General features: G+C 66.4%; 17 protein-coding genes. 5 read left to right on the top strand and 12 right to left on the bottom strand.

Annotation, left to right across the window (positions count from 1 at the left end; genetic code table 11):
* Positions 1 to 171 precede the first annotated feature (171 nt).
* Positions 172 to 783, top strand: a complete 612-nt coding sequence (locus V6B97_RS11445) for a hypothetical protein (RefSeq protein WP_333506642.1) — start codon at positions 172 to 174, stop codon at positions 781 to 783.
* Positions 784 to 1000: 217 nt separating this feature from the next.
* Positions 1001 to 1558: an ABC transporter C-terminal domain-containing protein gene (locus tag V6B97_RS11440; RefSeq protein WP_333506641.1), complete on the top strand. Its 558-nt coding sequence runs from the start codon at positions 1001 to 1003 to the stop codon at positions 1556 to 1558.
* A 187-nt stretch (positions 1559 to 1745) separates the two neighbouring features.
* Here V6B97_RS11440 and ipdC read toward each other — a convergent pair whose 3' ends face one another.
* From ipdC to V6B97_RS11410, 6 genes are all read right to left on the bottom strand, one after another.
* Positions 1746 to 3455 (bottom strand): indolepyruvate/phenylpyruvate decarboxylase, encoded by a 1710-nt coding sequence (gene ipdC / locus V6B97_RS11435; protein WP_333506640.1) that lies wholly within the window; start codon positions 3453 to 3455, stop codon positions 1746 to 1748.
* Between the two features lie 59 nt (positions 3456 to 3514).
* Positions 3515 to 5650 carry a succinate--CoA ligase subunit alpha gene (gene sucD / locus V6B97_RS11430; protein ID WP_333506639.1) on the bottom strand — a complete coding sequence of 712 codons (2136 nt, stop codon included), beginning with the start codon at positions 5648 to 5650 and terminating at the stop codon, positions 3515 to 3517.
* Positions 5651 to 5841: 191 nt separating this feature from the next.
* Entirely contained in the window at positions 5842 to 6528 is a 687-nt protein-coding gene (locus V6B97_RS11425; protein WP_333506638.1) for a lactate utilization protein, read from the bottom strand.
* A 204-nt stretch (positions 6529 to 6732) separates the two neighbouring features.
* The gene (locus tag V6B97_RS11420) at positions 6733 to 8052 is read right to left on the bottom strand and encodes a histone deacetylase family protein (RefSeq protein ID WP_333506637.1); all 1320 of its coding nucleotides are present in this window, start codon (positions 8050 to 8052) and stop codon (positions 6733 to 6735) included.
* 47 nt (positions 8053 to 8099) lie between these two features.
* Positions 8100 to 8750: a dTMP kinase gene (tmk, locus tag V6B97_RS11415; RefSeq protein WP_333506636.1), complete on the bottom strand. Its 651-nt coding sequence runs from the start codon at positions 8748 to 8750 to the stop codon at positions 8100 to 8102.
* 37 nt (positions 8751 to 8787) lie between these two features.
* Entirely contained in the window at positions 8788 to 9864 is a 1077-nt protein-coding gene (locus V6B97_RS11410; protein WP_333506635.1) for a 3'-5' exoribonuclease YhaM family protein, read from the bottom strand.
* A gap of 317 nt (positions 9865 to 10181) precedes the next feature.
* On the opposite strand from V6B97_RS11410, the gene surE reads away from it, so the two are divergent.
* Entirely contained in the window at positions 10182 to 10955 is a 774-nt protein-coding gene (gene surE / locus V6B97_RS11405) for a 5'/3'-nucleotidase SurE (RefSeq protein ID WP_333506634.1), read from the top strand.
* A gap of 298 nt (positions 10956 to 11253) precedes the next feature.
* On the opposite strand, the gene V6B97_RS11400 is transcribed toward surE, so the two are convergent.
* The 3 genes from V6B97_RS11400 to V6B97_RS11390 are packed head-to-tail and all read right to left on the bottom strand — an operon-like array spanning position 11254 to position 14841.
* Positions 11254 to 13410 (bottom strand): topoisomerase DNA-binding C4 zinc finger domain-containing protein, encoded by a 2157-nt coding sequence (locus tag V6B97_RS11400; protein WP_333506633.1) that lies wholly within the window; start codon positions 13408 to 13410, stop codon positions 11254 to 11256.
* 2 nt (positions 13411 to 13412) lie between these two features.
* The gene (locus V6B97_RS11395; RefSeq protein ID WP_333506632.1) at positions 13413 to 14174 is read right to left on the bottom strand and encodes a PP2C family serine/threonine-protein phosphatase; all 762 of its coding nucleotides are present in this window, start codon (positions 14172 to 14174) and stop codon (positions 13413 to 13415) included.
* Entirely contained in the window at positions 14164 to 14841 is a 678-nt protein-coding gene (locus V6B97_RS11390) for a vWA domain-containing protein (RefSeq protein ID WP_333506631.1), read from the bottom strand. The genes V6B97_RS11395 and V6B97_RS11390 overlap by 11 nt, the downstream gene beginning before the upstream one ends.
* 868 nt (positions 14842 to 15709) lie before the next feature.
* Here V6B97_RS11390 and fba point away from each other — a divergent pair.
* The gene (gene fba / locus V6B97_RS11385; protein ID WP_333506630.1) at positions 15710 to 16633 is read left to right on the top strand and encodes a class II fructose-1,6-bisphosphate aldolase; all 924 of its coding nucleotides are present in this window, start codon (positions 15710 to 15712) and stop codon (positions 16631 to 16633) included.
* A 21-nt stretch (positions 16634 to 16654) separates the two neighbouring features.
* The gene (gap, locus tag V6B97_RS11380; RefSeq protein ID WP_333506629.1) at positions 16655 to 17653 is read left to right on the top strand and encodes a type I glyceraldehyde-3-phosphate dehydrogenase; all 999 of its coding nucleotides are present in this window, start codon (positions 16655 to 16657) and stop codon (positions 17651 to 17653) included.
* 91 nt (positions 17654 to 17744) lie between these two features.
* Here gap and V6B97_RS11375 read toward each other — a convergent pair whose 3' ends face one another.
* The 3 genes from V6B97_RS11375 to V6B97_RS17445 all read right to left on the bottom strand — a co-directional run bounded on the left by V6B97_RS11375 (position 17745) and on the right by V6B97_RS17445 (position 20810).
* Positions 17745 to 19124: an L-serine ammonia-lyase gene (locus tag V6B97_RS11375; RefSeq protein WP_333506628.1), complete on the bottom strand. Its 1380-nt coding sequence runs from the start codon at positions 19122 to 19124 to the stop codon at positions 17745 to 17747.
* A 2-nt stretch (positions 19125 to 19126) separates the two neighbouring features.
* The gene (locus V6B97_RS11370) at positions 19127 to 20539 is read right to left on the bottom strand and encodes an EAL and HDOD domain-containing protein (RefSeq protein ID WP_333506627.1); all 1413 of its coding nucleotides are present in this window, start codon (positions 20537 to 20539) and stop codon (positions 19127 to 19129) included.
* A 154-nt stretch (positions 20540 to 20693) separates the two neighbouring features.
* Positions 20694 to 20810, bottom strand: a complete 117-nt coding sequence (locus tag V6B97_RS17445; protein WP_442935459.1) for an integrase core domain-containing protein — start codon at positions 20808 to 20810, stop codon at positions 20694 to 20696.
* Position 20811: the final 1 nt, after the last annotated feature.

The raw sequence follows: 20811 nt of genomic DNA, 5'->3' as shown, positions 1-20811 counted from the left end.
CCTCTTCCCCCGTGCCGCCCGCGAGGCGCACGGGGGGTAGTCCTGTTCACATCGGCCATTCCGGCCACGGACGTCCCCCCTTTCTCCGCAACGGAAAGGGGGGACTTTTGCGTCGTCCGCCCGTCGGCCACGCCCATTCACACAGCCATACCCAGCAAGAGGTCCCCTCCCATGCCGCAGCCGCAGCCAGCGCCCCCCCATGCCGCAGCCACCCCGTCCCGCAACGCCGCCATCCGCCGCCCGGTGCCTCCCCCCGTGGCGCCGGGCGCGTCTGACGCCACCAGACTCCATGCGCACGGAACATCCCCGGCGACCGCGCCGCACCCCGCGCCGACCACGCCAATCAGGCCGACCGGGCCGACCGCGCCGACCACGCAAACTGGGGCGGACGGGCTGCCCCCGGCCACCCAGGCCGCCCGCCAGTGCTATCTGCGCCACACCACCCCCGTGCCGGGCAGCCGGTCCGGCTTCCGGCAGCTGGGACCGGTGCGCATGCTGGTGTGCTTCTGGCAGGACCGCATGTCGCTGCTGCAAATACATTCCGATGCCCGCCGGGCGGGCCACGGTTCGCGGGCCATGGCCCTGCTGGTGGCCATCGCCGAACTCCACGGGCTGCACATCGTGGCCAACGCCCTGCCCCTGGCCCACGGCGGCGGTTGCCTGGACCAGCGCACGCTGACCGCGTGGTACCTGGGCTTCGGGTTCGAGCACATTCCCGGCAGTTCCATGAACGCCATCATCTATTCCCCCACCCGCCGCCACCGGCCCGAACCCGCGGACTGAGCCTGCGCCCGCCGCGCCGCGCCAGTCCGCTCCGGATACGTCCGGTTCCGGCCGCCCCCCGCGCATCGCCCGCGCACGGCCGTGCCGCGCAGGGAAACGTTTTCCCCTTGAACGGCTTTTGCATACCGCAGGGCACGCCGAAAAAGGCGGCAGGTCCTGCCGGGCGTTTCCGCGCACCGGGCCGGGCTGCCGCCATCCATGCACGGAGGATGCGGTCATGAGCGATTGGGGAATGGAACTGATGCAGGGCTACGGGGTGTCGTCCACCGACTTCATCTCGGGCATCTCCTCCACCCGGCGCGCCACTCAGAGCGTCACCGCCACGCAATCGGGCGACCGGGTGTCCCTGTCCGAGGAGGCCATGCGCCTTGCCCGCGAAATGCTGGCCGCGCGCCAGCAGGCCGAGGCCGACGCGGCGCAGGAAGCGGGCACCCTGGCCGAGGCGGGTGCCCTGACCGGCGATGACGCGGACGCGTCGTCCACCTCGACCGCCGGAGCCAGCGGCGCCGCAGGCGACTCGGGCGGCGATTCCACGGCCAAACAGATCGAGGAGTTGGAGAAGAAGATCGAGCAGTTGCAACAGCAGATCTCGCAGGTGGAACAGGGCGCCATGCCCGACGGGGTGAAGGAATCGGTCACCCGTCCGCTGTACCAGCAGATCAACGAGTTGCAGCAGCAGATCAACGAATTGCAGGCCCAGGCCGCCAAACAGGCCTCGGGCGGGGGCGGAGGCGGCGCGGTGTCCTACGCCTCGCTGGGCAAGTCGGGAAAGTAGGACAAGCAGGACAAGCAGGACGGGGCTTCCGCCCGCATCCCCCCGCTCCCCCTGTTCCCCCTGTTCCCCCTGTTCCGCGACGCACGCGGGGCGCGGTCCATGAGACCGCGCCCCGCTTCGTTTGCGTTGCGCGCCGGGCGCTGCCCGGCCTCGTCACGCGAGGGAACCGGAACGGCCCCCCCCCCGGCTACTTCACGCCGGCCACCCGCTTCACCCCGGCCACGAAGTTGGCCAGCGTGCCGGAGATGGCGCCCTTTTCCAGCCGCACGTCGATGAGTTGGAAGCGCCCGCGCTCCGTGGTGGCCGCAGCGAAGGCCGCCGCCAGTTCGCGCCGGGTGGCCGCGCGGTGGCCGCGCCCGCCCAGCGCATCGGCAAAGGCGGCGAAGTCCAGCGTGTTGATGGCGCTGTACGAGGTTTCCGGCTGGAACACCCGCAGCATTTCCCACGAGGCGTTGTTGAACACCACGATCACCGGGTCGATGCCCAGGCGCGCGCAGTTGCCAAGCTCCATGCCGGTCATCTGGAAGGCCCCGTCGCCCACCAGGGTCAGCGAGCGGCGGCCGGTGGTCACCTGCAAGCCCATGCCCGCAGGCACGCCAAAGCCCATGCTGGCGTAGTATCCCGGCCCCACCATGGGCACAGGGCGCACCGACAGCGCGGTGAACAGGCAGTCGCCGATGTCGCAGGCCAGCGGCCAGGGGAACGGGTCCGGCCCGGCGCCCCGCCCCGCCGCCACGGAATCGTAGAAATCGTTGAGCAGCACGGCAATGTCGTCGGGCGTCGCCGGGGCGTCGTCCGCCACGAAGCCGCGCCGGTACACCACGTTGCGGCCCAGGGGCGCATCGGAGCCGTCCATGCCGCCCCCGCTTGTGTCCGCCGGGACCGCCGGAGTCGGGCAGGTCCGCGCGCCTTCGGGCAGGGCCGCCAGCAGCGCATCCACCAGCTTTTCCAGCGGGATGTCGTGGTAGGTGTGGAAGCCCATGCGCACCTCGCGGTCCTCGGCGTGCATCAGGCGGCGGCGGTCGATGTGGCTGGCCGAGACCCCGAAGTTGGTGTCGGACATGATCACCCCGAGCAGCAGCAGGCCGTCGGAGCCTTCCACGGCATGGGTGATGTCGGCGTCGCCCGCCACGCCCATGTAGGTGCCCTGAAGGCAGGACTTGCCCGCCAGCAGCCCGCGCCCCATGAAGCTGGTGACCACGGGCACGCCCAGCCGGTCGGCCAGTTCCGCCACCCGGTCCTCCAGGCCGTAGCGGCGCACCTCCACCCCCACCATGAGCACCGGGCGGCTGGCCGAGCGCAGCCGGGCCAGCACTTCCGCCGCGCAGGCAGCCACGGCCTCTTCGTCGCAGGGGGTGGGCGCATGCGGGGCCACCGGGCCGCAGGCCACGGCGGGCATGTCGCGCGGAATCTCCAGGTACACCGGCCGGGAATGCTCCAGGCAATTGCGCAGCACCCGCCCGATGATGGCGGGCGCGGTGGCCGGGTCGTCCAGGATGCCCTGGTCGCAGGTGACCTCCTGGTACATGCGGAACTGCGAGCCCACGGTCTTCACCTGATGGTGCAGCAGGAGGCCGCGCGCCCGCTCCGCCGTGCCCGGCGCGCCGGACAGGACCACCAGCGGCGACTTTTCCGCGAAGGCCTGGGCCACGGCGTTCAGCATGTTGATGGCCCCGGCCCCATAGGTGACGGCGGCCACGCCGAGCCCCCGGCGGATGCGCGCGGCGGCGTCGGCCGCGAAGCCCAGGCCCGGCTCGTGGGTCAGGGTGACCAGCGGCAGGATGCCGGTCTGCTCAATGATCTTGAAATACGGCAGCGCGAAATCGCCGGGAATGCCCCAGACCTCGCGCGCGCCGCGTTCCTTCAGGGCGTGCAGCAGTGCTTCGGTGATGTTCATGCGGTTCCTCGTGAGGCTTGCTGTCCGGCACGGCACGCCGGGCGTCCGCCGCCGATCTCCTACCCGCGCCCCAGCGCGCGGGCCACCCGCTCCGGCAGGCTGGCCAGGTCGGGGCACACGGCAAAGCCCGCGTCGCGCATGGCCTGCAACTTGCCCTCCACCCCGCCGGTGGCCTCGTCCAGGATGGCCCCGGCGTGGCCCATGCGGCGGCCGGGCGGGGCCGTGCGCGCGGCGATGAAGCCCAGCACCGGCTTGGCGAAGCCGGTGGCGGTCACCCAGCGGGCCAGGTCCTCTTCCGCCGTGCCGCCCACCTCGCCCAGCACCAGCACGGCCTCGGTGGCGTCGTCGTCGCGGATGCACTCGAACAGCGAGATGAAGTCGCTGCCGATGAACGAATCGCCGCCCACCCCCACGCACAGCGACTGGCCGATGCCCGCCGCCGAAAGGCGGGCCGCCGCCTCGTAGGTCAGAGTGCCCGAGCGCGAGAAGATGGCCACCGGCCCCGGCGTGAACACGTAGCCCGGCATGATGCCGATCTTGGTGGCCCCCGGCACGATGAGCCCCGGCGTGTTGGGGCCCACCACGCGGGTGGGCGACGGCGGCACGTTCTTCAGCGCGGAGAGCATGGCCCGCTGCGGAATGCCTTCGGTGATGCACACCGCCCACGGGATTTCCTCTGCCGCCGCCTCCAGCACGGCGTCGGGCGCGAAGGACGCGGGCACGAAGATGATGGAGGCGTCGATGCGGTGGTGCCTGCACGCCTCGTGCACGGAATCGTACACCGGCACGCCCAGCACCGACTGCCCGCCCTTGAACGGGGTGACCCCGGCCACGATGCGCGTGCCGTATTCCTGCATCAGCTGCACGTGGCGCTGGGCCACCTTGCCGGTGATGCCCTGCACCAGCACCTGGGTATCCGGCCCCAGCCACGGCACGCCGCGCCTGCCGGAGCGGCGGTAGCCCTTGCGGGCAGCGGGGGGCAGCGGCCATGCCTCGTCGGCCAGCGGATACGCGGCGGCGGGCGGGGTGGCAGGGGAAGCGCCCGATGCCCGATTGGCCCGGTTCACCTCATCCAGCCGCCGCAGGGCGTCCAGCGCGTCGGCCACCTCGTCGGCGATGATCACGTCCGGATGGGCGAAGGCGCGCAGCAGTTCGCGCCCCTCGGCGGATTCGTGCCCGGCCATGCGCACCACCACGGGCTGGGCGGCGCGTTCCGTGCCCAGCGCTTCCATGAGCGCGCGGGCCACCCCGGCGCAGGAGACGATGCCCCCGAACAGGTTGATGAACACCGCCCGCACCTTGGGATTGGCGAACAGCAGGTCCAGCGCCCGGCGCATTCGCGCGCCGTCGGCCGCGCCGCCAAGGTCCATGAAGTTGGCGGCGGGCAGGCCGGAAAAATTCAGCAGGTCCATGGTGGCCATGGCCAGGCCCGCGCCGTTGACCAGCAGACCCACCCAGCCGGAAAGGCCCACGTAGCTCAGCCCGGCCTCGCGCGCGGCGTTCTCTTCCGCGCCCTGATGTTCGGGCGTGTGGTAGCCCTGCAAGTCGGGCCGCAGGTCCACCACGTTGTCGTCCAGTTCCACCTTGCCGTCCAGGGCCACCCACTGCCCTTCCCCGGTGAGCACCAGCGGGTTGATTTCGGCCAGCAGCAGGCCGTCGTCCCGCACGGCGCGGAACAGGCGCTCCGCCAGGTCGCGGAAGCCCGTCCAGCCTGCCGGGTCCGCCCCCAGTTCGAAGAACGCCGCCCGCAGGTGATGCTCGCGCAGGCCCGCGTCCAGCGGCACCCGCTGCACCAGCGGCTTGCGGGTCTCGGCCGTGGATTCCACCTCCATGCCGCCCCGGTGGCTGGTGGTCAGCAGCATTTCGCGCCGCTGGCGCGAAAGCATGAACGACAGGTAGCACTCCTTGCGGATGTCCGTGGCCGGTTCCACCCGCACGAAGGGTACCGGGTGGCCCTTGATGGTCATGCCCAGGATGGCCCGCGCGGTGTGGCGCAAGGCATCGGGCGTGTCGGCCCGCAGCACGCCGCCCGCCTTGCCGCGCCCGCCGGTGAGCACCTGCGCCTTGACGTACCAGGGGCCGGAAAACGGCGGCGCATAGGCGTCCACGTCTTCCGGCCCCAGACAATCCCCGGCGGGGACGGCAATCCCCGCCGCGGCGAACAGCTTCTTGCTCTGGTGTTCGTTCAGGAACATCCGTCCCCCTGCGTGCGGCGTGCGGTGCGCGGGCCGCCAGGGGACCGGGGACGCCGCGCGCCCCGGTCCGGCCCGTGTCGCCCCCCCTGCACCCTGAAACATCCCGAAGGACGTTCCGTGCATCACCCTTTCAGGGACGGCGTAACTCAACCAGCCTCGTGTCAGCGAGTGCCCCGAATCCGGGGCCGGACCTACAGCCCCGTATCCTCGTTGATGAGAATCACGTGGATACGCTTGGCCGGGAAAGCCTTTTCCGTGATGGTCCAGACGTTACAGATGCGGTCCGGACTCTTGCAGTCCATACATTCCGCAACCTTGGTGCACGGGGTCTTCTTGGCCAGGCGGATGGCGTTGGTGGGCGCGGAGAATTCCTTGATGCGGCGCATGCCGTCCTCCACGCTGTCCACCACCTTGTTGCGGCCCACGAACAGCACGACCTTCTTCGGCCCGAAGTTGATGCCGCCCACCCGGTTGCCGATCATGTCCAGGTTCACCAGCTTGCCGTCCACGGTGAGGGCGTTGGTGCTGGACAGGAACAGGTCCACCAGCAGGGCCTGGCGGCGCAGTTCGTACATCTCCGCCGCGGGCAGCTTGTAGTTCATGGTGTCCAGCAGTTCGATGGCGTCCATGGCGCGCAGGGCGTCGGGCACGCCGCTCTTGCCCACGCTCATGGAACCGCCGAAGGATACGGACTTCGCGCCCGAGGCGGGCAGGATGTCTTCCAGAAAGATGCGGGCCGCGTCGGCCAGGTTTTCGGCCATGGACACCTCGAAGTTGTTGGCTTCAAGGGCTTCCTTGGCGGTGGCCAGGCGGATGGTCCAGAAGGTGTCCACAGGATTTGCGGGCGGATTGGCGGTCTTGGCGGCGGTCTTGCTCATAGCGTGTCTCTCTTTTGATAAATTAAGCGACGTTGAACACGCACAAAATGCTCGTGGCGTGGCTACCTTCGCAAACTAGGATTTTTTCCCGCTGGCAAGGAAAACAAGCCTGCCATGAGGGAGTATACTCTTATCGTATTCGACCGACATGGCAGGCGAAGTTTGACGCAGCCAGCGGGAAAAAGGACAGTTTGCGGGCATAGCTCAAAAACCATAACGGGTATACCGCTTGGCCTTTCGGTCGATGCACTGCACGTAGCGGTAGTTGCCCTTCAGGTGGGCCTCTTCCAGCAGGCGGCGGCCGATGCCCGCGCACCTGTCGCAGGCGCCGATGGGAATCTCTATGCCCACGCTGAGCGGGTTCACCGTGGACCACGTCTCTATCTTCACCGTGCCCGAGCAGTCCCGGCACAGCAGCACCGACTCCACCTGGCTCTCGCTGATGCCATCGGTATCGTAGTAGATGTCCTTGGTGCGCACCCACCAGTCGCCGGAGCGTTCGCCCTGCTTGGGCAGGGCCGGGGGCTTGCGCCACACCTTGAGCATCTCGTCGCACAGCCGTTCGATGTACGCGGTCACCTGGTCCGGCTGGGCGATGGCGGCCGGGTCGAACTCCGGCTCGCGCACCCCGTCGAAGTCCAGCCCGGCCATGGCCAGGCAGATGCCCAGGTTGACGTACGGCAGCGCGCCCTGGATGGCGTAGCCGCCTTCCAGCACGGCGATGTCGGGGTTCAGCCGCTTGTTCAGCATGGCGTAGCCCCGGGCCGAGAAGTTCATGTTGGTGATGGGGTCGGAGAAATGGTTGTCCTGCCCGGCCGAATTGATGACCAGGTCGGGCTTGAAGTCTTCCAGCACCGGCAGTACCAGGTTGTCGATGGCGTGCAGGAAGCCCTTGTCGGACGTGCCGGGCGGCAGCGGGATGTTCAGGGTGCGGCCCATGGCGTTGGGGCCGCCCAGTTCGTGCGGAAAGCCGGTGCCTGGGTACAGGGTGCGGCCGTCCTGGTGCAGCGAGATGAACAGGGTGTCGCGGTCGTTCCAGTAGATGTCCTGCGTGCCGTCGCCGTGGTGGCAGTCGGTGTCCACGATGGCCACGCGCAACGGGCCGTAGTGCTCGCGGATGTGTTCGAGCATCACGGCTTCGATGTTGATGTTGCAGAACCCCCGGTTGCCGTGCACCACCTTCATGGCGTGGTGACCCGGCGGGCGCACCAGCGCGAAGGCCTTTTCCTCCTCCTTCTCCATCACCAGCCGGGCGGCGGTGATGGCCCCCCCGGCGGAGATCAGGTGCGACTTGGTGCACACGCTCTCCACGCCGGGAATGCAGAAGTGCACGCGCTCCACGTCTTCGCGGGTGGCGATTTCCGGCTTGTATTCGGTGATGCCCGCGATGTCGAACAGCCCTTCCTCGCGCAGTTGGTCCTGCGTGTAGAGCAGCCGTTCCTCGCGTTCCGGGTGGGTGGCGCTGATGGCCCAGTCGAAGGCCGGAAAGAAGATGATGCCCAGCCGGTTCTTCGCTTCCAGCATGGGAATGTCCTTCGCGGGCGCGGCCCGCAGTTAGACGTGCGCCGGTGTCATGGGTGCGCGGACGCGGCCGCAAGGGCGGCCCGCACGGCGCGCATGACGTCCTCGAACACCTGGTCGGGCGTGCGGGTGGCGTCCACCACCCGGAACCGCGCCGGATGCAGCGCGGCCCACGTCAGATAGCCTTCGCGCACCCGGTCGTGAAAGGCAAGGTGCTCCGCCTCGAACCGCCCTTCGGAAACGCTGGTGCCCTCAAGCAGGTTGCGGGCCATGGCCCGGCGCAGGCCTTCTTCGGGCGGCAGGTCGAAGACCAGGGTCAGGTCCGGCCACAGCCCGCCCACGGCCATGTCGTTCAGTTCGCGCAGCCGTTCCGGGTCCAGGCCGCGTCCGTAGCCCTGATAGACCACGGTGGAATCGGCGTAGCGGTCGGAAAGCACCGTCACGCCCTCGGCCAGGGCCGGGCGGATCACCTGCCCCACGTGCTGGGCGCGGTCGGCCAGGTACAGGAACAGTTCCGCCTCGGGCACGATGTCGTCGTTGGACAGGTCCAGCAGGATGGAGCGCAGCGTGCGCCCCAGGCGGCTGCCGCCCGGTTCGCGCGTCAGCAGCACCCCGTGCCCTTCGTCCAGCAGCGTCTGCCGCACGCGGTCCAGGGCCGTGCTCTTGCCGGACCCCTCTATTCCTTCAAAGGTGATGAACATTGCTCGCTCCGGGAGAGGGCGGCCTTTTGGTTGGGGCTTACCCGAATAATGTAGCTTGCGCACCCTGCGGGGCGGTCTTTGCGGATTCTTCCGGGCTTTCGGCCGTGGCCTTGCGCGGCGCGGCCCCCTTGCGGGCCGGGCGGGGTTCCTCGGGCGAGCGGGCCGGACGGTACAAGAAGCGCCCCAGCGTGGGCTGGAACGGCGTCCAGCCGGTGGCGCCCTCCTCGTGATTGGCGAACAGCCCCCGGAACTGGGCCATCTTGGCGTCCAGGTTGTCCGCGTAGTGCAGGGCCATGGCTTCCGCCGTCTTGGGCCGCCGGGGCGAGCCGAATTCGTACTCGCCGTGGTGGCTGAGGATCAGGTGCTTGAAATGGGTCACCAGTTCCAGCTCAAGGCCGGACTTGCGCAGGTGCGGCTCGATGCGTTCCAGCCCGATGTGGATGTGCCCCAGAAGGCGCCCCTCGTCGGAATAGTCGTTGGCGAGGCCGCCGGTGAGTTCCCACACCTTGCCGATGTCGTGGAACAGCGCCCCGGCCAGCAGGGCCTGGCGGTCAAGCTCCGGGTAGTGGTCGGCGATGCGCAGGGCCAGCCTGGCCACGGACAGCATGTGCTCCACCAGGCCGCCCACGTAGGCGTGGTGCACCGACTTGGCGGCGGGGGCGGCCAGCAGGCGGGGGGCGATGTCCTCGTCGCGCAGCACGGCCAGCACGAACTTGCGCCACGGCGCGTGGGTGAATTCCGCCTTGCACAGCCCGATGAGTTCGTCCAGCATTTCCTGCGCGGGGCGCGGGCTGGCGGGCAGGAACAGGCCGAGGTCCAGCCCGGCCTGCTCAGCGTCGTCCAGCACGCGCAGGCGGCCGATGGTCACCTCCACCTTGTCGCGGTAGGTGCCGGAGCGGCCCTCCACGTCCACGATCTGCCCGGCGGCCAGATCGGGATGGGCCTGGCTCTGGGGGCTCCAGATCTTGGCCTCCATGCTGCCGGTGGCGTCGCGCAGTTCCAGCCGCCAGAAGGGGCCGTTGCGCGACTGTTGCAGGGTGGCCGAACCGAGCAGGAACAGCCCGCTCACCTCGTCGTTGGCGGCGATATCTCGTATGGTTTGTCTTTTTTCCATGTGCGTCGTAAGGAAGCGGCCATGCCCGTGACCCGGAGGAAACCACCGGACGCGGACGAGAAAGGCGCCCGCGCGGATGCGGCCAATTTGCCGCAAGGTGCCCGCTTTTCGGCCACATTGTCAATGCGCGGGGCAGCCGGATACATGGCGGGTGCGCGCCCGCACGCCGCCCGCATGGCCGCCACCGCACCGCCGTCTGGCCTCCATCTGCCTGTCACCGGGGCGTCGCCGTTTCCGGGGCAGCACGCCGCGAAACAACACCGTAAGCACCACGGGGCTGACGCCCACCGCGCCGCCCCACACGAAAAGGATACCCCATGATCATCGCCCTGACCAACGACGACGGCATCCAGGCCCCCGGCCTGCGCGCCATGTACAAGGCCCTGCTGGACGCCGGGCACGAGGTGCACGTGGTGGCCCCGGTCACCGAACAGTCCGCCGTGGGCCACGCCGTGACCATCAGCCTGCCCCTGCGGGTGAAGGAATTCCGCGAGAACGGCTTTCGCGGGCGCGGGGTGTACGGCACCCCCACCGACTGCGTGAAGCTGGGCCTGTCGTGCCTGCTGGACAAGAAGCCCGACATCGTGGTGTCGGGCATCAACGCCGGCGCCAACGTGGGTCCGGACATCCTGTACTCCGGCACGGTGTCCGCCGCCACCGAGGCGGCGCACATGGGCTTTCCCGCCCTGGCCGTGTCCTACGACTCGTTCCGGCCCGCCGACCTTTCCGGCCAGGCCGCCCACGCCGCCGGGCTGCTGGCCGCGCTGGACTGGAAGGCCCTGCCCGACCGCTGCGTGGTGAACCTGAACTACCCCGCCCTGTCCATGGATCAGGTCAAGGGCGTGCGCGCCTGCCCCCAGACCCGCGCGGTGTGGAAGGACTGGTACGACCACCGGGTGGACCCGCGCGGCGGCTCGTACTGGTGGCTGAACGGCACCATCCCGCCCGAGACCGTGGCCCCCGGCACCGACCGCGCCCTGCTGACCGAAGGCTGGGTCACCCTCACTCCGCTGCGCTTCGACTTCACCGACCACGCGGCCATGGACGTGCTGGCCAGGGTGCAGGGCAACGGGGCGAAGGAAGGTGCCTGACCACGACAAGAAAACAGAAATTGTTACCTTGTCCCTCTGAACATGGCCGAGAGCATCGAACGTGATCCGCAGTTGGAATCCCTACTCGAAAACCGCAAGCGAGCCCTCGACATTGATATGGAACTGGGGCAGCGTCGCCCCAGTCAAGCTCTTGCCTGTCGCATGGGATCGATCTTGGGAGAGGACTGGGCATAGAGGTGTGAGTACGAGAATAGACAGGGAGCGTAGATCGCAGTTAAGAGTTCACTCCACGGCTACCAATCACAACCGCATCTGCGATGCCGTAGTCAAGCTTACATCAGATATTCCGCGTGCCCTTGCAGCGTGGATATTGCGAACAACCCCAAAATTTCCCGTAACGCCCTGACCGCTGCCGCATCGAGGAACCACAAAGCGGGCAAGCGGGGGTGCTAGATGTAGCAATTGTTCGTAGTGGTGCAGGTGCTGTGGCGTGGGATATTTGGGAAGGTGGCGGCGTGAAACTGATCGGTGGTGTCATCATCAGCGAGACGGTTGATGTCGGAATCGATGCACCCAACTCGCGCAGGTCCTGTTCTGCCTGGGCGCGAGCAGCAAGCGTCTCGGTCAGCGCCCTGTCGCTTCTGGCCTTGGTGGGTAATGCGCCTAGCCGGGACTTGGCGTTTCTCAGGGCCCCCAGCCCGTTGCGGATCGTGGATTCCAGCTTCGCCTTTTCTGCCGCGAACCGTCCACGCAACGCCCTTTCGTCGGCAACGTCCTGAGCGTTCGGCGTGCGGTCATACTTAAATCGGGACTCATGTTCCCGCCGCCACGCCACCAGCTTGCCGGTCATCACGTCACCGAACCCCGGCACTCGCAGCACGGCGGAATGGTTCACATCGGCGGCAGTCTCGATTCCGAAGGATATCAGCGTTGCCGTTTTCGCCGGACCGATGCCGGAGATATTCGCGCGCCGGATGGAGAAACGGTCAAGATAGGCCTGTCGCTGGCGCGACTCCCGGTTGGACTTCATCACCATGAGTTCGCGGGCAAGCGCATCGTCATGGCCCTTGTAGGCACCGATTGCGGCGTCCAAATCGCCACGCACCTTCACAACCTCAGTCATCCCGTTACGTTTAACAAAGGCAATCAACTCGCGCTGCATCCTTTCATCGGCATTCTTGAAGGCCTGTTGAAACGGGCCGGGGTCAACTTCACGGTTGGAGAAGATGATCCACCCCCAGATTGCCAGCACGATCCATATAAACCACGCCGGGGCGACGTAGATGAAACCAGCAGCTGCGCCGCCCATCATCAACAAGCCCATGAAAGCACGACCGAGCTTTCCGTTCCTAGCTTCGCTCAGTGCATTGCTGGCACCGCGCGGCGTAGCCGCAGCGGGAAGCAAGTCCGCGACCGTTGGGAAGCGAAATGCCAGAATCTCGCTGATTGCCTGTTCTGTGCCTCGCGCATCGACCGGGATATTCGATTCCACGGCGGTCAGGTCCGGGAACATATCAAAGCCGTTGTTGGCGGTCAGCTTGCACCAGATACACCCACCGGCGGCGCTGGGGTAGTAATGTGTCTTTACCTTGCTACAGTGATTCAGTGAGCCTTTCAGAGCGTTGAGGGCGTGAATCCAGTCCAGCGCACCCGGACGCGCGCCCGGTGTCAGTCCGAATGCGTTCTCGAAAGCACGGGAGACAGCATCCGGGAATATGTCGAGTGTCAGCGCACCGGGTGGCGGTGTTGTCTGTGTTGCCGCTTGCCGGGTGAGCGAAAAGGCAAACCGGTTCTGGGCGATGGCTTCGCCCATGGAGATGTCCGGCCCCTTGTAGCACCCAGCATAGGGGTGCCGGCCCATGAAAAGAAGGTGGAAAATCGCAATCGCCAACCCGAAGTTGTCGTGCTCTATGGTGCGCTCTACGTTTTCGAAGCGAATTCCGTGCAGTTCTGGTGGAGTGAATTCAGGAACGCCAACAACACAGGGGTAGGTCTTGCCATTTCGCCGGAACTGAAAGCTGTCGGCATCAATGAGGGCAACTGTGGCGTCCTGCGCCACAAGCACACCGGAATGGTTCAGATCGCCGATGACACATCCCGCCTGGTGCACCACCCCAACGGCGCGCGCGACGTTCAATGCAGCGTGGACGAGAAACCGATAATCCGACTTCGGGAAATGATGCTGGCGGGATTTCGGGCTGTAGAGCTCATGTAGTTCACGGTGTGTTGACACCAGCCGCATAGCGAACCCAAGGAATTCCCCAGTCGCCGATGTTGCCACCTCCACAGGATACGTTACCAGTGTCGTCGCTTGACCAAGCCCCTCGGCGACCATGGCCCGTATTTTACCCTCGCGGCTGCCTCGATTGTTCGGCTTGTAGAGCTTGACCGCCAGATCGGACTTCCCACTCAGGCGAAAAACATCACCTTCGTTTCCACCTCCCAGCCTCTCCCCAACGGTGAACCGTTCCTTTCCTATGACTACGCTCGGCACGATCAGCCCCCGGATATGAGGATGAGCGTTTTGTCATCATCGGTGCGTTCGCAGACCGATGAACCGGCGAGATATGTGGCGAGTTCCGCCGATAGTTCGACAAGGCGGCCCTCACCCGGTGCGGCATCCACCGGTCGAAACATGGGATCGAAGAACCGGGCGTGCGCGCTCTGTTTCAGATGCAACAACGCCAGATCGCCGACACCATCGGAGAACAGTGCGAATGCATCGTGTTTGCGTGGGTGACGAGTGATGTTCAGGCGCGGTTCGGGATCATCGGTCACAAAATAAGTGGTGGACGCATATTCGCCGTTCTCGGGCCAGCACAGCACCTCCCATTCGGTGTCTTTCCGGCCGACAACGGCGCTATCGCCGATGTGGAGCGTTACAGCCTCATTCGGCGTGACAACGATTGCCGCCAACGTCGCGGCGAATTGCCGGGATGTAGACTCTCGCCGGGTTGCTATTGCCGATATTCGGTCCCGCAGTTCATCAATCCAATCCGCCAATTCTTCATTCGACGGCATGTCTGGATTGACGCGAACCCATTCCCGAAATCGAACCGAAAGGAAGCGGCAAGTAAGCCATGCGCCGTACGCGCCAAATTTGGCGCTGCCTGCGCCATCCGAAACAACAGCGAAAATGCCACCGTTTTCGAATGCGGCAACAGCGTAGGCATCTTGCAGCCTGCCATCGTTCTGAATGTGCGACGTTCCGATTACGGACGCGGACGCCCACCGCCAGGCCACAATTTCACCCTGCAACAGCCCAGCCGTCCGGGGCGGCCGGGTTTTCGAGTGGGACGGCATCACCAGGGTTGGACTGAGAGACAGCGCTTAGGGAGTTGGACAGCCACTGGAATAGCTCCTTGAAGGCCAACCCTTTCAGCTTGAGCGGCTGACGCGTGGCGATCTGTCCAAGAACGTTCATATCCGCCTGTTCCACACCTACAGCATAGAACATGAATTCCTTGCTCTCTTCGCCTTGGTGTACCCGTCGCTTAGCCTCCTCCCAACTATCGGTCGGGGCGCCATCGGTAATAAGGAACACCCACGGGCGGTAATATTTAACACCATTCTCGCGGTAGCGCTTTTTACGCTGACGGAGCATGGTGAGCCCAGTCACAATCGCTTCGCCCATCGGCGTCGCATTGTCCGCCACCAGCGTTTCGGGATAGAAGTGATCCACTGTAGCGAAGTCGGATTTGACCTCGACTGGCCCAAAAGTGACCATAGCTAATTCCACACGCTTTGCGGCCACGGCGTCGTTCATGAGTTCTTGGCGCAAAGTAGCTAACCCTTCATTCAATTCCGAAATTGGCTTGCCGCTCATGGAATAAGATGTATCTAATAGGAGTATTACAGGACATCTCTGCTCTGGGTTTTCCGCGAATTCCACATCGCTGAATGGTTGTTGATCAAATTCACTCATGGGAATCACGCCCCCTTCACCCCGTTAATTTTAGTTTTGTGTTGCAGTGTCAATTTCGCAGTAGTTTTAGGCGTTCACTTCTAGCCTGCCATTTGTCACTATCATCGTCAATCGTAACCGCTCGTAACCGTCCGGAGAAGTGACCTTGCCTCACATTTTCTGTTTTCTCCTGTTTGCCAAACGCTTCATCAAAACGCTGACACCTTCCGGGTCGATATCTTCAGGTTCAAAGATTCTGCCATACCATTCGAGCACTTCTTCGTGTGCTTCGTGATCAGAATCTTCAGGGGGCGGTTACCCACCCCCCAAAAAAACATATCGACCACTCTGGAGTGACCGAAATCATTGCCGCACGCGACAGGTATGCACTTGCCGAGCCAGTGTGCCTCCTGCTTGTCACAAACAGCACGGGTCTTACGGCCAATGCCCAAGCGTTAGCCAAAACTTCCGGCGTCCATATTTTGTCTCGCCACGAGATGCCCGCGCTGGCACGCCATGAACGAACGATTCTCCGCCCTTTACCCCGGACGGCATGAGTTCTCCACCAACGCCCGTAGCGCAAAGACACCCCCCTGACTTCATCCGTCATAAACAGACACCCCACGCGGCCCGTCTTTATTTTTCCCACGGATTCAGATATCTTTCCCGCGCCTTCGTCGAGAGGCCATACCCGCGCCCTGCGCCATGGCATCATACGCGGTCCCTTCCTTGCGGGAGGGCTGCGGACGTGCCACGGGCGGGCCTTCCGAAGGCATGGCGCGGATCGCGCACACCCCCGCCCGGCCCCCTGGCGGAACGCGACCGACGAACTCATTTCCACCGCCGGACCAGCAGGCAGCACGCCCGTCCGGCGCAGCAGGAGGAACCCATGCCGCTGACCGGTCCCAAGCAGATGTTCGAGCGGGCCTACAAGGAAGGGTACGCCATCGGCGCCTTCAACGTGAACAACATGGAGATCATCCAGGGCATCATGCAGGCGGCCGGCGAAGAAAAGGCCCCGCTGATCCTTCAGGTTTCCGCCGGTGCCCGCAAGTACGCCGGGCAGAACTACATCGTGAAGCTCATCGAGGCGGCCCTGCTGGACACCGACCTGCCGGTGGTGCTGCACCTGGACCACGGGCAGGACTTCCAGATCTGCAAGGACTGCATCGACGGCGGGTTCACCTCGGTCATGTACGACGGCTCGCACCTGCCGTATGAAGAGAACATCGCCGTCACGAAGCAGGTCGTCGAATACGCCCACGCGCGCGGCGTGTGGGTGGAGGCGGAACTGGGCCAGCTGGCGGGCGTGGAGGACGACGTGTCGGCCGAGCATTCGGTCTACACCGACCCCGACCAGGCCGTGGACTTCGTGCAGCGCACCGGCTGCGATTCGCTGGCCATCGCCATCGGCACCAGCCACGGCGCCTACAAGTTCGCGGGCGAGGCCAAGCTGGACTTCGAGCGGCTGGAAAAGATCACCGCCATGCTGCCCGGCTACCCGCTGGTGCTGCATGGCGCCTCCAGCGTGCCGCAGGAATTCGTGGACATGGCCAACGCCTACGGCGGCAAGGTGGGCGGCGCCAAGGGCGTGCCCGAAGACCTGCTGCGCAAGGCGGCCACCTTCGGCGTGTGCAAGATCAACATCGACACCGACATCCGCCTGGCCATGACCGCCACCATCCGCAAGCATTTCATGGAAAAGCCGGCCGACTTCGACCCGCGCTCGTACCTCAAGCCCGCGCGCGACGCCGTGAAGAACATGGTGCAGCACAAGATCCGCAACGTGCTGGGCTGCTCGAACAAGATCTAACCGTCTCAGGGGAACGGACTCATGATCAAGCTTGGGATGAACGGTTTCGGCCGCATCGGCCGCTACCTCGTCAGACTGCTGGCCGACACCGACGACCTTGGCGTGGCGGCCATCAACGCCCGCGCCGACAACGCCTCGCTGGCCCGCCTGTTCAAGTACGATTCGTGCCACGGCACCTTCCGGGGCGAAGTGGGCCACGACGACGCCGGGCTCATCGTCAACGGGCGCCACATCGCCGTCACCCGCGAGCGCGCGGGCGAATGGAAGTGGAAGGACCTCGGCATCGACATCTCGGTGGAAACCACCGGCACCATCAAGGACCGCGCCGGTCTTGCCCAGCACCTGGCCTGCGGCGCGAAGAAGTCGGTCATCAGCGCACCGGCCAAGGACGCCGACGTCACCGTGGTCATGGGCGTGAACCATGGAGACTACGATCCGGCCAGGCACGACGTGATCTCCGCCGCCTCGTGCACCACCAACTGTCTGGCCCCCGCCACCAAGACCATCCACGAGGCGTTCGGCATCAAGCACGGCCTGATGACCACGGTGCACTCGTATACCATGAGCCAGCGCATCCTGGACGGTTCGCACAAGGACCCGCGCCGCGCCCGCGCCGCCGCGCTGTCCATGATTCCCACCACCACCGGGGCGGCCAAGGCCACCACGCTGGTCATCCCCGCGCTGGCGGGCAAGCTGGACGGCATGGCCGTGCGCGTGCCCACCCCCAACGTGTCTCTGGTGGACCTGACCTGCGAACTGGAACGCCCCACCAGCGTGGAAGAGGTGAACGCCCTGCTGAAGGCCGCGGCCGAGGGACCGCTGCTGGGCAACATGGGCTACACCGAAGAACCGCTGGTGTCCGTGGACTACATGGGCTCCACCTACGGCGGCGTGGTGGATGCGCCGTGCACCAGCGTCATCGGCGGCACCATGCTGAAGCTGATCATCTGGTACGACAACGAAGCGGGCTTCACCAACCAGTTGGTGCGGCTGCTGCGCATGGTCGGCAAGGACCTGTAGGGGCTGTCGCCGATCGATTGAAGCAATGACGGCGTCCATCCCGCAGGGGGTGGACGCCGCTCTCTTTCGGATATCGGACGAAAAGGGCCGGTCAGCACTCCACCACGCTGACCGCGAGCCCGCCGGAAGAGGTTTCCTTGAACTTGGCGTTCATGTCGCGCCCTATCTCGGCCATGGCCGCGATGACGCTGTCCAGGGTCACCCGGTGGTGGCGCGGGTCTTCGCAGGTGGCCAGCAGGCAGGCATTGTAGGCCTTCACCGCGCCCACGGCGTTGCGTTCGATGCACGGAATCTGCACGAAGCCGCCCACCGGGTCGCAGGTCAGGCCCAGGTGATGTTCCAGCGCGATTTCCGCCGCGTTCTCCACCACGTGCACCGGGTTGCCGCGCGCATGGGCCAGCATGGCGGCCGCCATGGCCGAGGCCACGCCCACCTCGCCCTGGCAGCCCATCTCGGCCCCGGCGATGCCCGCGTTGTGCTTGGCCAGAAACCCCACGGCGGCCGACGCCAGCACGCCTTCGCGCACGGCCCGGTCACCGATGGCGAGGTCGTGGCGCATGGCGTAGAGCAGCGCGGGCATCACCCCCGCCGCGCCGCAGGTGGGCGCGGTGACGATGACCCCGCCCGCCGCGTTTTCCTCGGCGGCGGCAAAGGCATAGGCGTTCAGCCGCCCCAGGAAGGCATCCACCTCGTTGGGCAGCCGCTGGGCGCGCATCAGCAGCACGCGGGCCTTGCGGTGCACACCCAGGGTGCCGGGCAGCGGGCCGCCGTCCTCGATGCCGCGCCGCACGCTGGCCTCCATCAGTTCGATGATGGCGGCCAGCCGGTCCAGGATGGCGGCGCGGCCCATGCCGGTGACCGCCATCTCGTTCTCCAGGATCAGTTCGTGGATGGTCAGCCCGGTCTCCTCCAGCCGCGCGCGCAGTTGCGCCATGCTGCGGTAGGGATGCACGGGCCTGCCGCGCTCCTCGGGCCGCCAGCCCTTCCACTGGATGAACCCGCCGCCCACGGAATAGTACTCACGACTACACAGCACCGCGCCGTGCGCGTCCAGCAGTTCCATGACCAGGGTGTTGCTGAAGGGGTAGCCGTGCTGCACCGCGTCGCGCAGCACGGCGCCTTCGGAAAGCACCATGGCGGCGGGGCCCAGGCGCAGGGTGCGTTCCGCCTCCGGCAGCGCGGGCAGCGATTCCAGCAGCCCCGGCGGGCAGGTGGCAGGCCGGTGTCCCAGCAGCCCGGCCAGCACCGCGCCGGTGGTGCCGTGGCCCACGCCCGTGGCGCTCAGCGAACCGTACAGCCGCACCCGGATGTCCGCCGCGCGGGCCAGCACGTCGGACGGCAGGGCGGCGCACAGGGAACGGAAGTCGTGTCCCGCCTTCATGGGGCCGATGGTATGGGAGCTGGACGGGCCGGGACCCGCCTCGAACATGTCGAACAGCGACGTCTCTATGGTGGCGACCAGGGGCTGCATTCCTACTCCCGGTTGTCGTGAAAGAAGGCGGTCCATTCCAGCGCGCCCGCGTAGGCCATGGCCAGGTCGGCCTGGGTCAGGCCCATGGCCGCCCCGCTGGCCAGCACCTCGTCCCAGCGGCCCCGCTCGTAGTGTTCCATCAGGACCAGCCACGGCGCGTAGGGGCCGGTGTGCGCGGAAAGGGCCTCGGTCAGGTCGTCCACCAGCGGCAGCGCGCGCAGCAGTTCCGCCAGCGGCAGGCACAGCAAGGGTTCCAGCAGCGAGAACAGCCCGAGCATGAACAGCGTCCCCGATTGCGGCATGGGCCGGGGCACGGCGGGCGGCGGCTCCTGACCGGCGCGCACGGCGGCGCGGGATGCGCACAGTTCCAGGAACTTGGCGCGCAGGGCCGAAACCGCGATGAGTTCGCGCGCCATGGGGCCGGTGTCGAATTCGGAAAGCACGGTGACGCACAGCCACTGCACCAGGTTGCGCGTGCCCAGCAGCGAGATGCCGTGCTGGATGGACGTGACCTTCACCGGCAGCCCGAAGTGCACGGAATTGATGTAGCGCAGCAGCTTGTACGAAAGGGCCGCGTCGGAGCGCACCACCTCGGTGGCGGCCTTGATGTTCACGTCCTCGCGGGCCAGGGTGGCCAGCAGGCGCATCTTGGCCGCCTGCGAACTGTCCAGCCGCCTGCCGTGCACCAGTTCCGGCCGGCTGAAGAAGAACCCCTGGAACAACGAGAATCCCAAGGCCTCGCACTGGCGGTGGGTGGCCAGGTCCTCCACCTTTTCCGCCAGCAGCAGACACTGGCGGGCGCGCAGCCCGGCCACGTCGCGGGCAAGGTCCGTCAGCGGGCGGCCCAGCACGTCGATCTTGACGATGTCCGCCATGTCCAGCAGCGCGTCCATGCCGGGCTGCCCCGCGTAGTCGTCCACCACGATCAGGTAGCCCTCGGACTTGAGGTCGGCAAGAACCCCCAGCAGGGCCTCGGTGGCGGGCACCGTCTCCAGCACTTCCACCCCGCATACGTCGGCGGGCAGGATGCGCGGCGCACCGGCCAGCAGCATGTCCTCGCCGAAGTTCACCAGCAGGCGCTGGCCCGGCCCCAAGGCCGGGCGGGACATGGCGAAACCGTCGGCCATGACCGAGGCGGTGGCCACGCTGGCGTCCACGCCATCTCCGTAGCACTCGGGGCAGTCGGGCTGGCGGAACAGCAGTTCGTAGCCCCACACCTCTCCCGAGGCATCGAACACCGGTTGCCGGGCCACCAGCATCGCCGGGCCGCAGGCCGCGTCCGCCAGGCAGGTTGCCGGGGCGGCCTCGGCGGCCGACCGGGACGACGCCGTGCCATCGGCCGCCCGCGCCGCCGCTCGTGACGGGGCAAGGGAAGACGGTTCGTCGGCATCCGCAAGGCCGAGCAACGATCGCATGCGCCTGAGCATGAGCGAAATCCCTTCCCCCCGATGTTCCCCCATCCCTGCGCCAGGGGCGCGCTAGGGGCTGTTTCCAAATTAGGATCTTCGTTCGTTGGTAAGAAAAACGAGCCTGCCATGAGGGAGTGCGGCAGCCGTTAGGTGTAGAGTGTCAACAGGTTGTTCCCCGTTGCGCTAGTCGTTCTGCCGGAGTTCTGCCCCCAAGGGCAGAATGGGGGCGGAGATTGTTGTAACGGTGGAGCCATCGGAAAAGAGCCTTTGTTCGTATG

The sequence above is a fragment of the Nitratidesulfovibrio sp. 1201_IL3209 genome, assembly GCF_036763125.1.
GTDB lineage: Bacteria > Desulfobacterota > Desulfovibrionia > Desulfovibrionales > Desulfovibrionaceae > Cupidesulfovibrio.
This window is presented reverse-complemented; position numbering and strand designations above follow the sequence as displayed.

Excerpts from the sequence above, each read along its gene's own strand:
- ipdC (WP_333506640.1), bottom strand. The coding sequence starts at position 3,455 with ATGAACATCACCGAAGCACTGCTGCACGCCCTGAAGGAACGCGGCGCG.
- V6B97_RS11425 (WP_333506638.1), bottom strand. The coding sequence starts at position 6,528 with ATGAGCAAGACCGCCGCCAAGACCGCCAATCCGCCCGCAAATCCTGTG.
- V6B97_RS11420 (WP_333506637.1), bottom strand. The coding sequence starts at position 8,052 with ATGCTGGAAGCGAAGAACCGGCTGGGCATCATCTTCTTTCCGGCCTTC.
- V6B97_RS11445 (WP_333506642.1), top strand. The coding sequence starts at position 172 with ATGCCGCAGCCGCAGCCAGCGCCCCCCCATGCCGCAGCCACCCCGTCC.
- V6B97_RS11375 (WP_333506628.1), bottom strand. The coding sequence starts at position 19,124 with ATGCAGCCCCTGGTCGCCACCATAGAGACGTCGCTGTTCGACATGTTC.
- V6B97_RS11390 (WP_333506631.1), bottom strand. The coding sequence starts at position 14,841 with ATGAGTGAATTTGATCAACAACCATTCAGCGATGTGGAATTCGCGGAA.
- V6B97_RS11370 (WP_333506627.1), bottom strand. The coding sequence starts at position 20,539 with ATGCGATCGTTGCTCGGCCTTGCGGATGCCGACGAACCGTCTTCCCTT.
- tmk (WP_333506636.1), bottom strand. The coding sequence starts at position 8,750 with ATGTTCATCACCTTTGAAGGAATAGAGGGGTCCGGCAAGAGCACGGCC.
- sucD (WP_333506639.1), bottom strand. The coding sequence starts at position 5,650 with ATGTTCCTGAACGAACACCAGAGCAAGAAGCTGTTCGCCGCGGCGGGG.
- fba (WP_333506630.1), top strand. The coding sequence starts at position 15,710 with ATGCCGCTGACCGGTCCCAAGCAGATGTTCGAGCGGGCCTACAAGGAA.
- surE (WP_333506634.1), top strand. The coding sequence starts at position 10,182 with ATGATCATCGCCCTGACCAACGACGACGGCATCCAGGCCCCCGGCCTG.
- V6B97_RS11440 (WP_333506641.1), top strand. The coding sequence starts at position 1,001 with ATGAGCGATTGGGGAATGGAACTGATGCAGGGCTACGGGGTGTCGTCC.
- gap (WP_333506629.1), top strand. The coding sequence starts at position 16,655 with ATGATCAAGCTTGGGATGAACGGTTTCGGCCGCATCGGCCGCTACCTC.
- V6B97_RS11410 (WP_333506635.1), bottom strand. The coding sequence starts at position 9,864 with ATGGAAAAAAGACAAACCATACGAGATATCGCCGCCAACGACGAGGTG.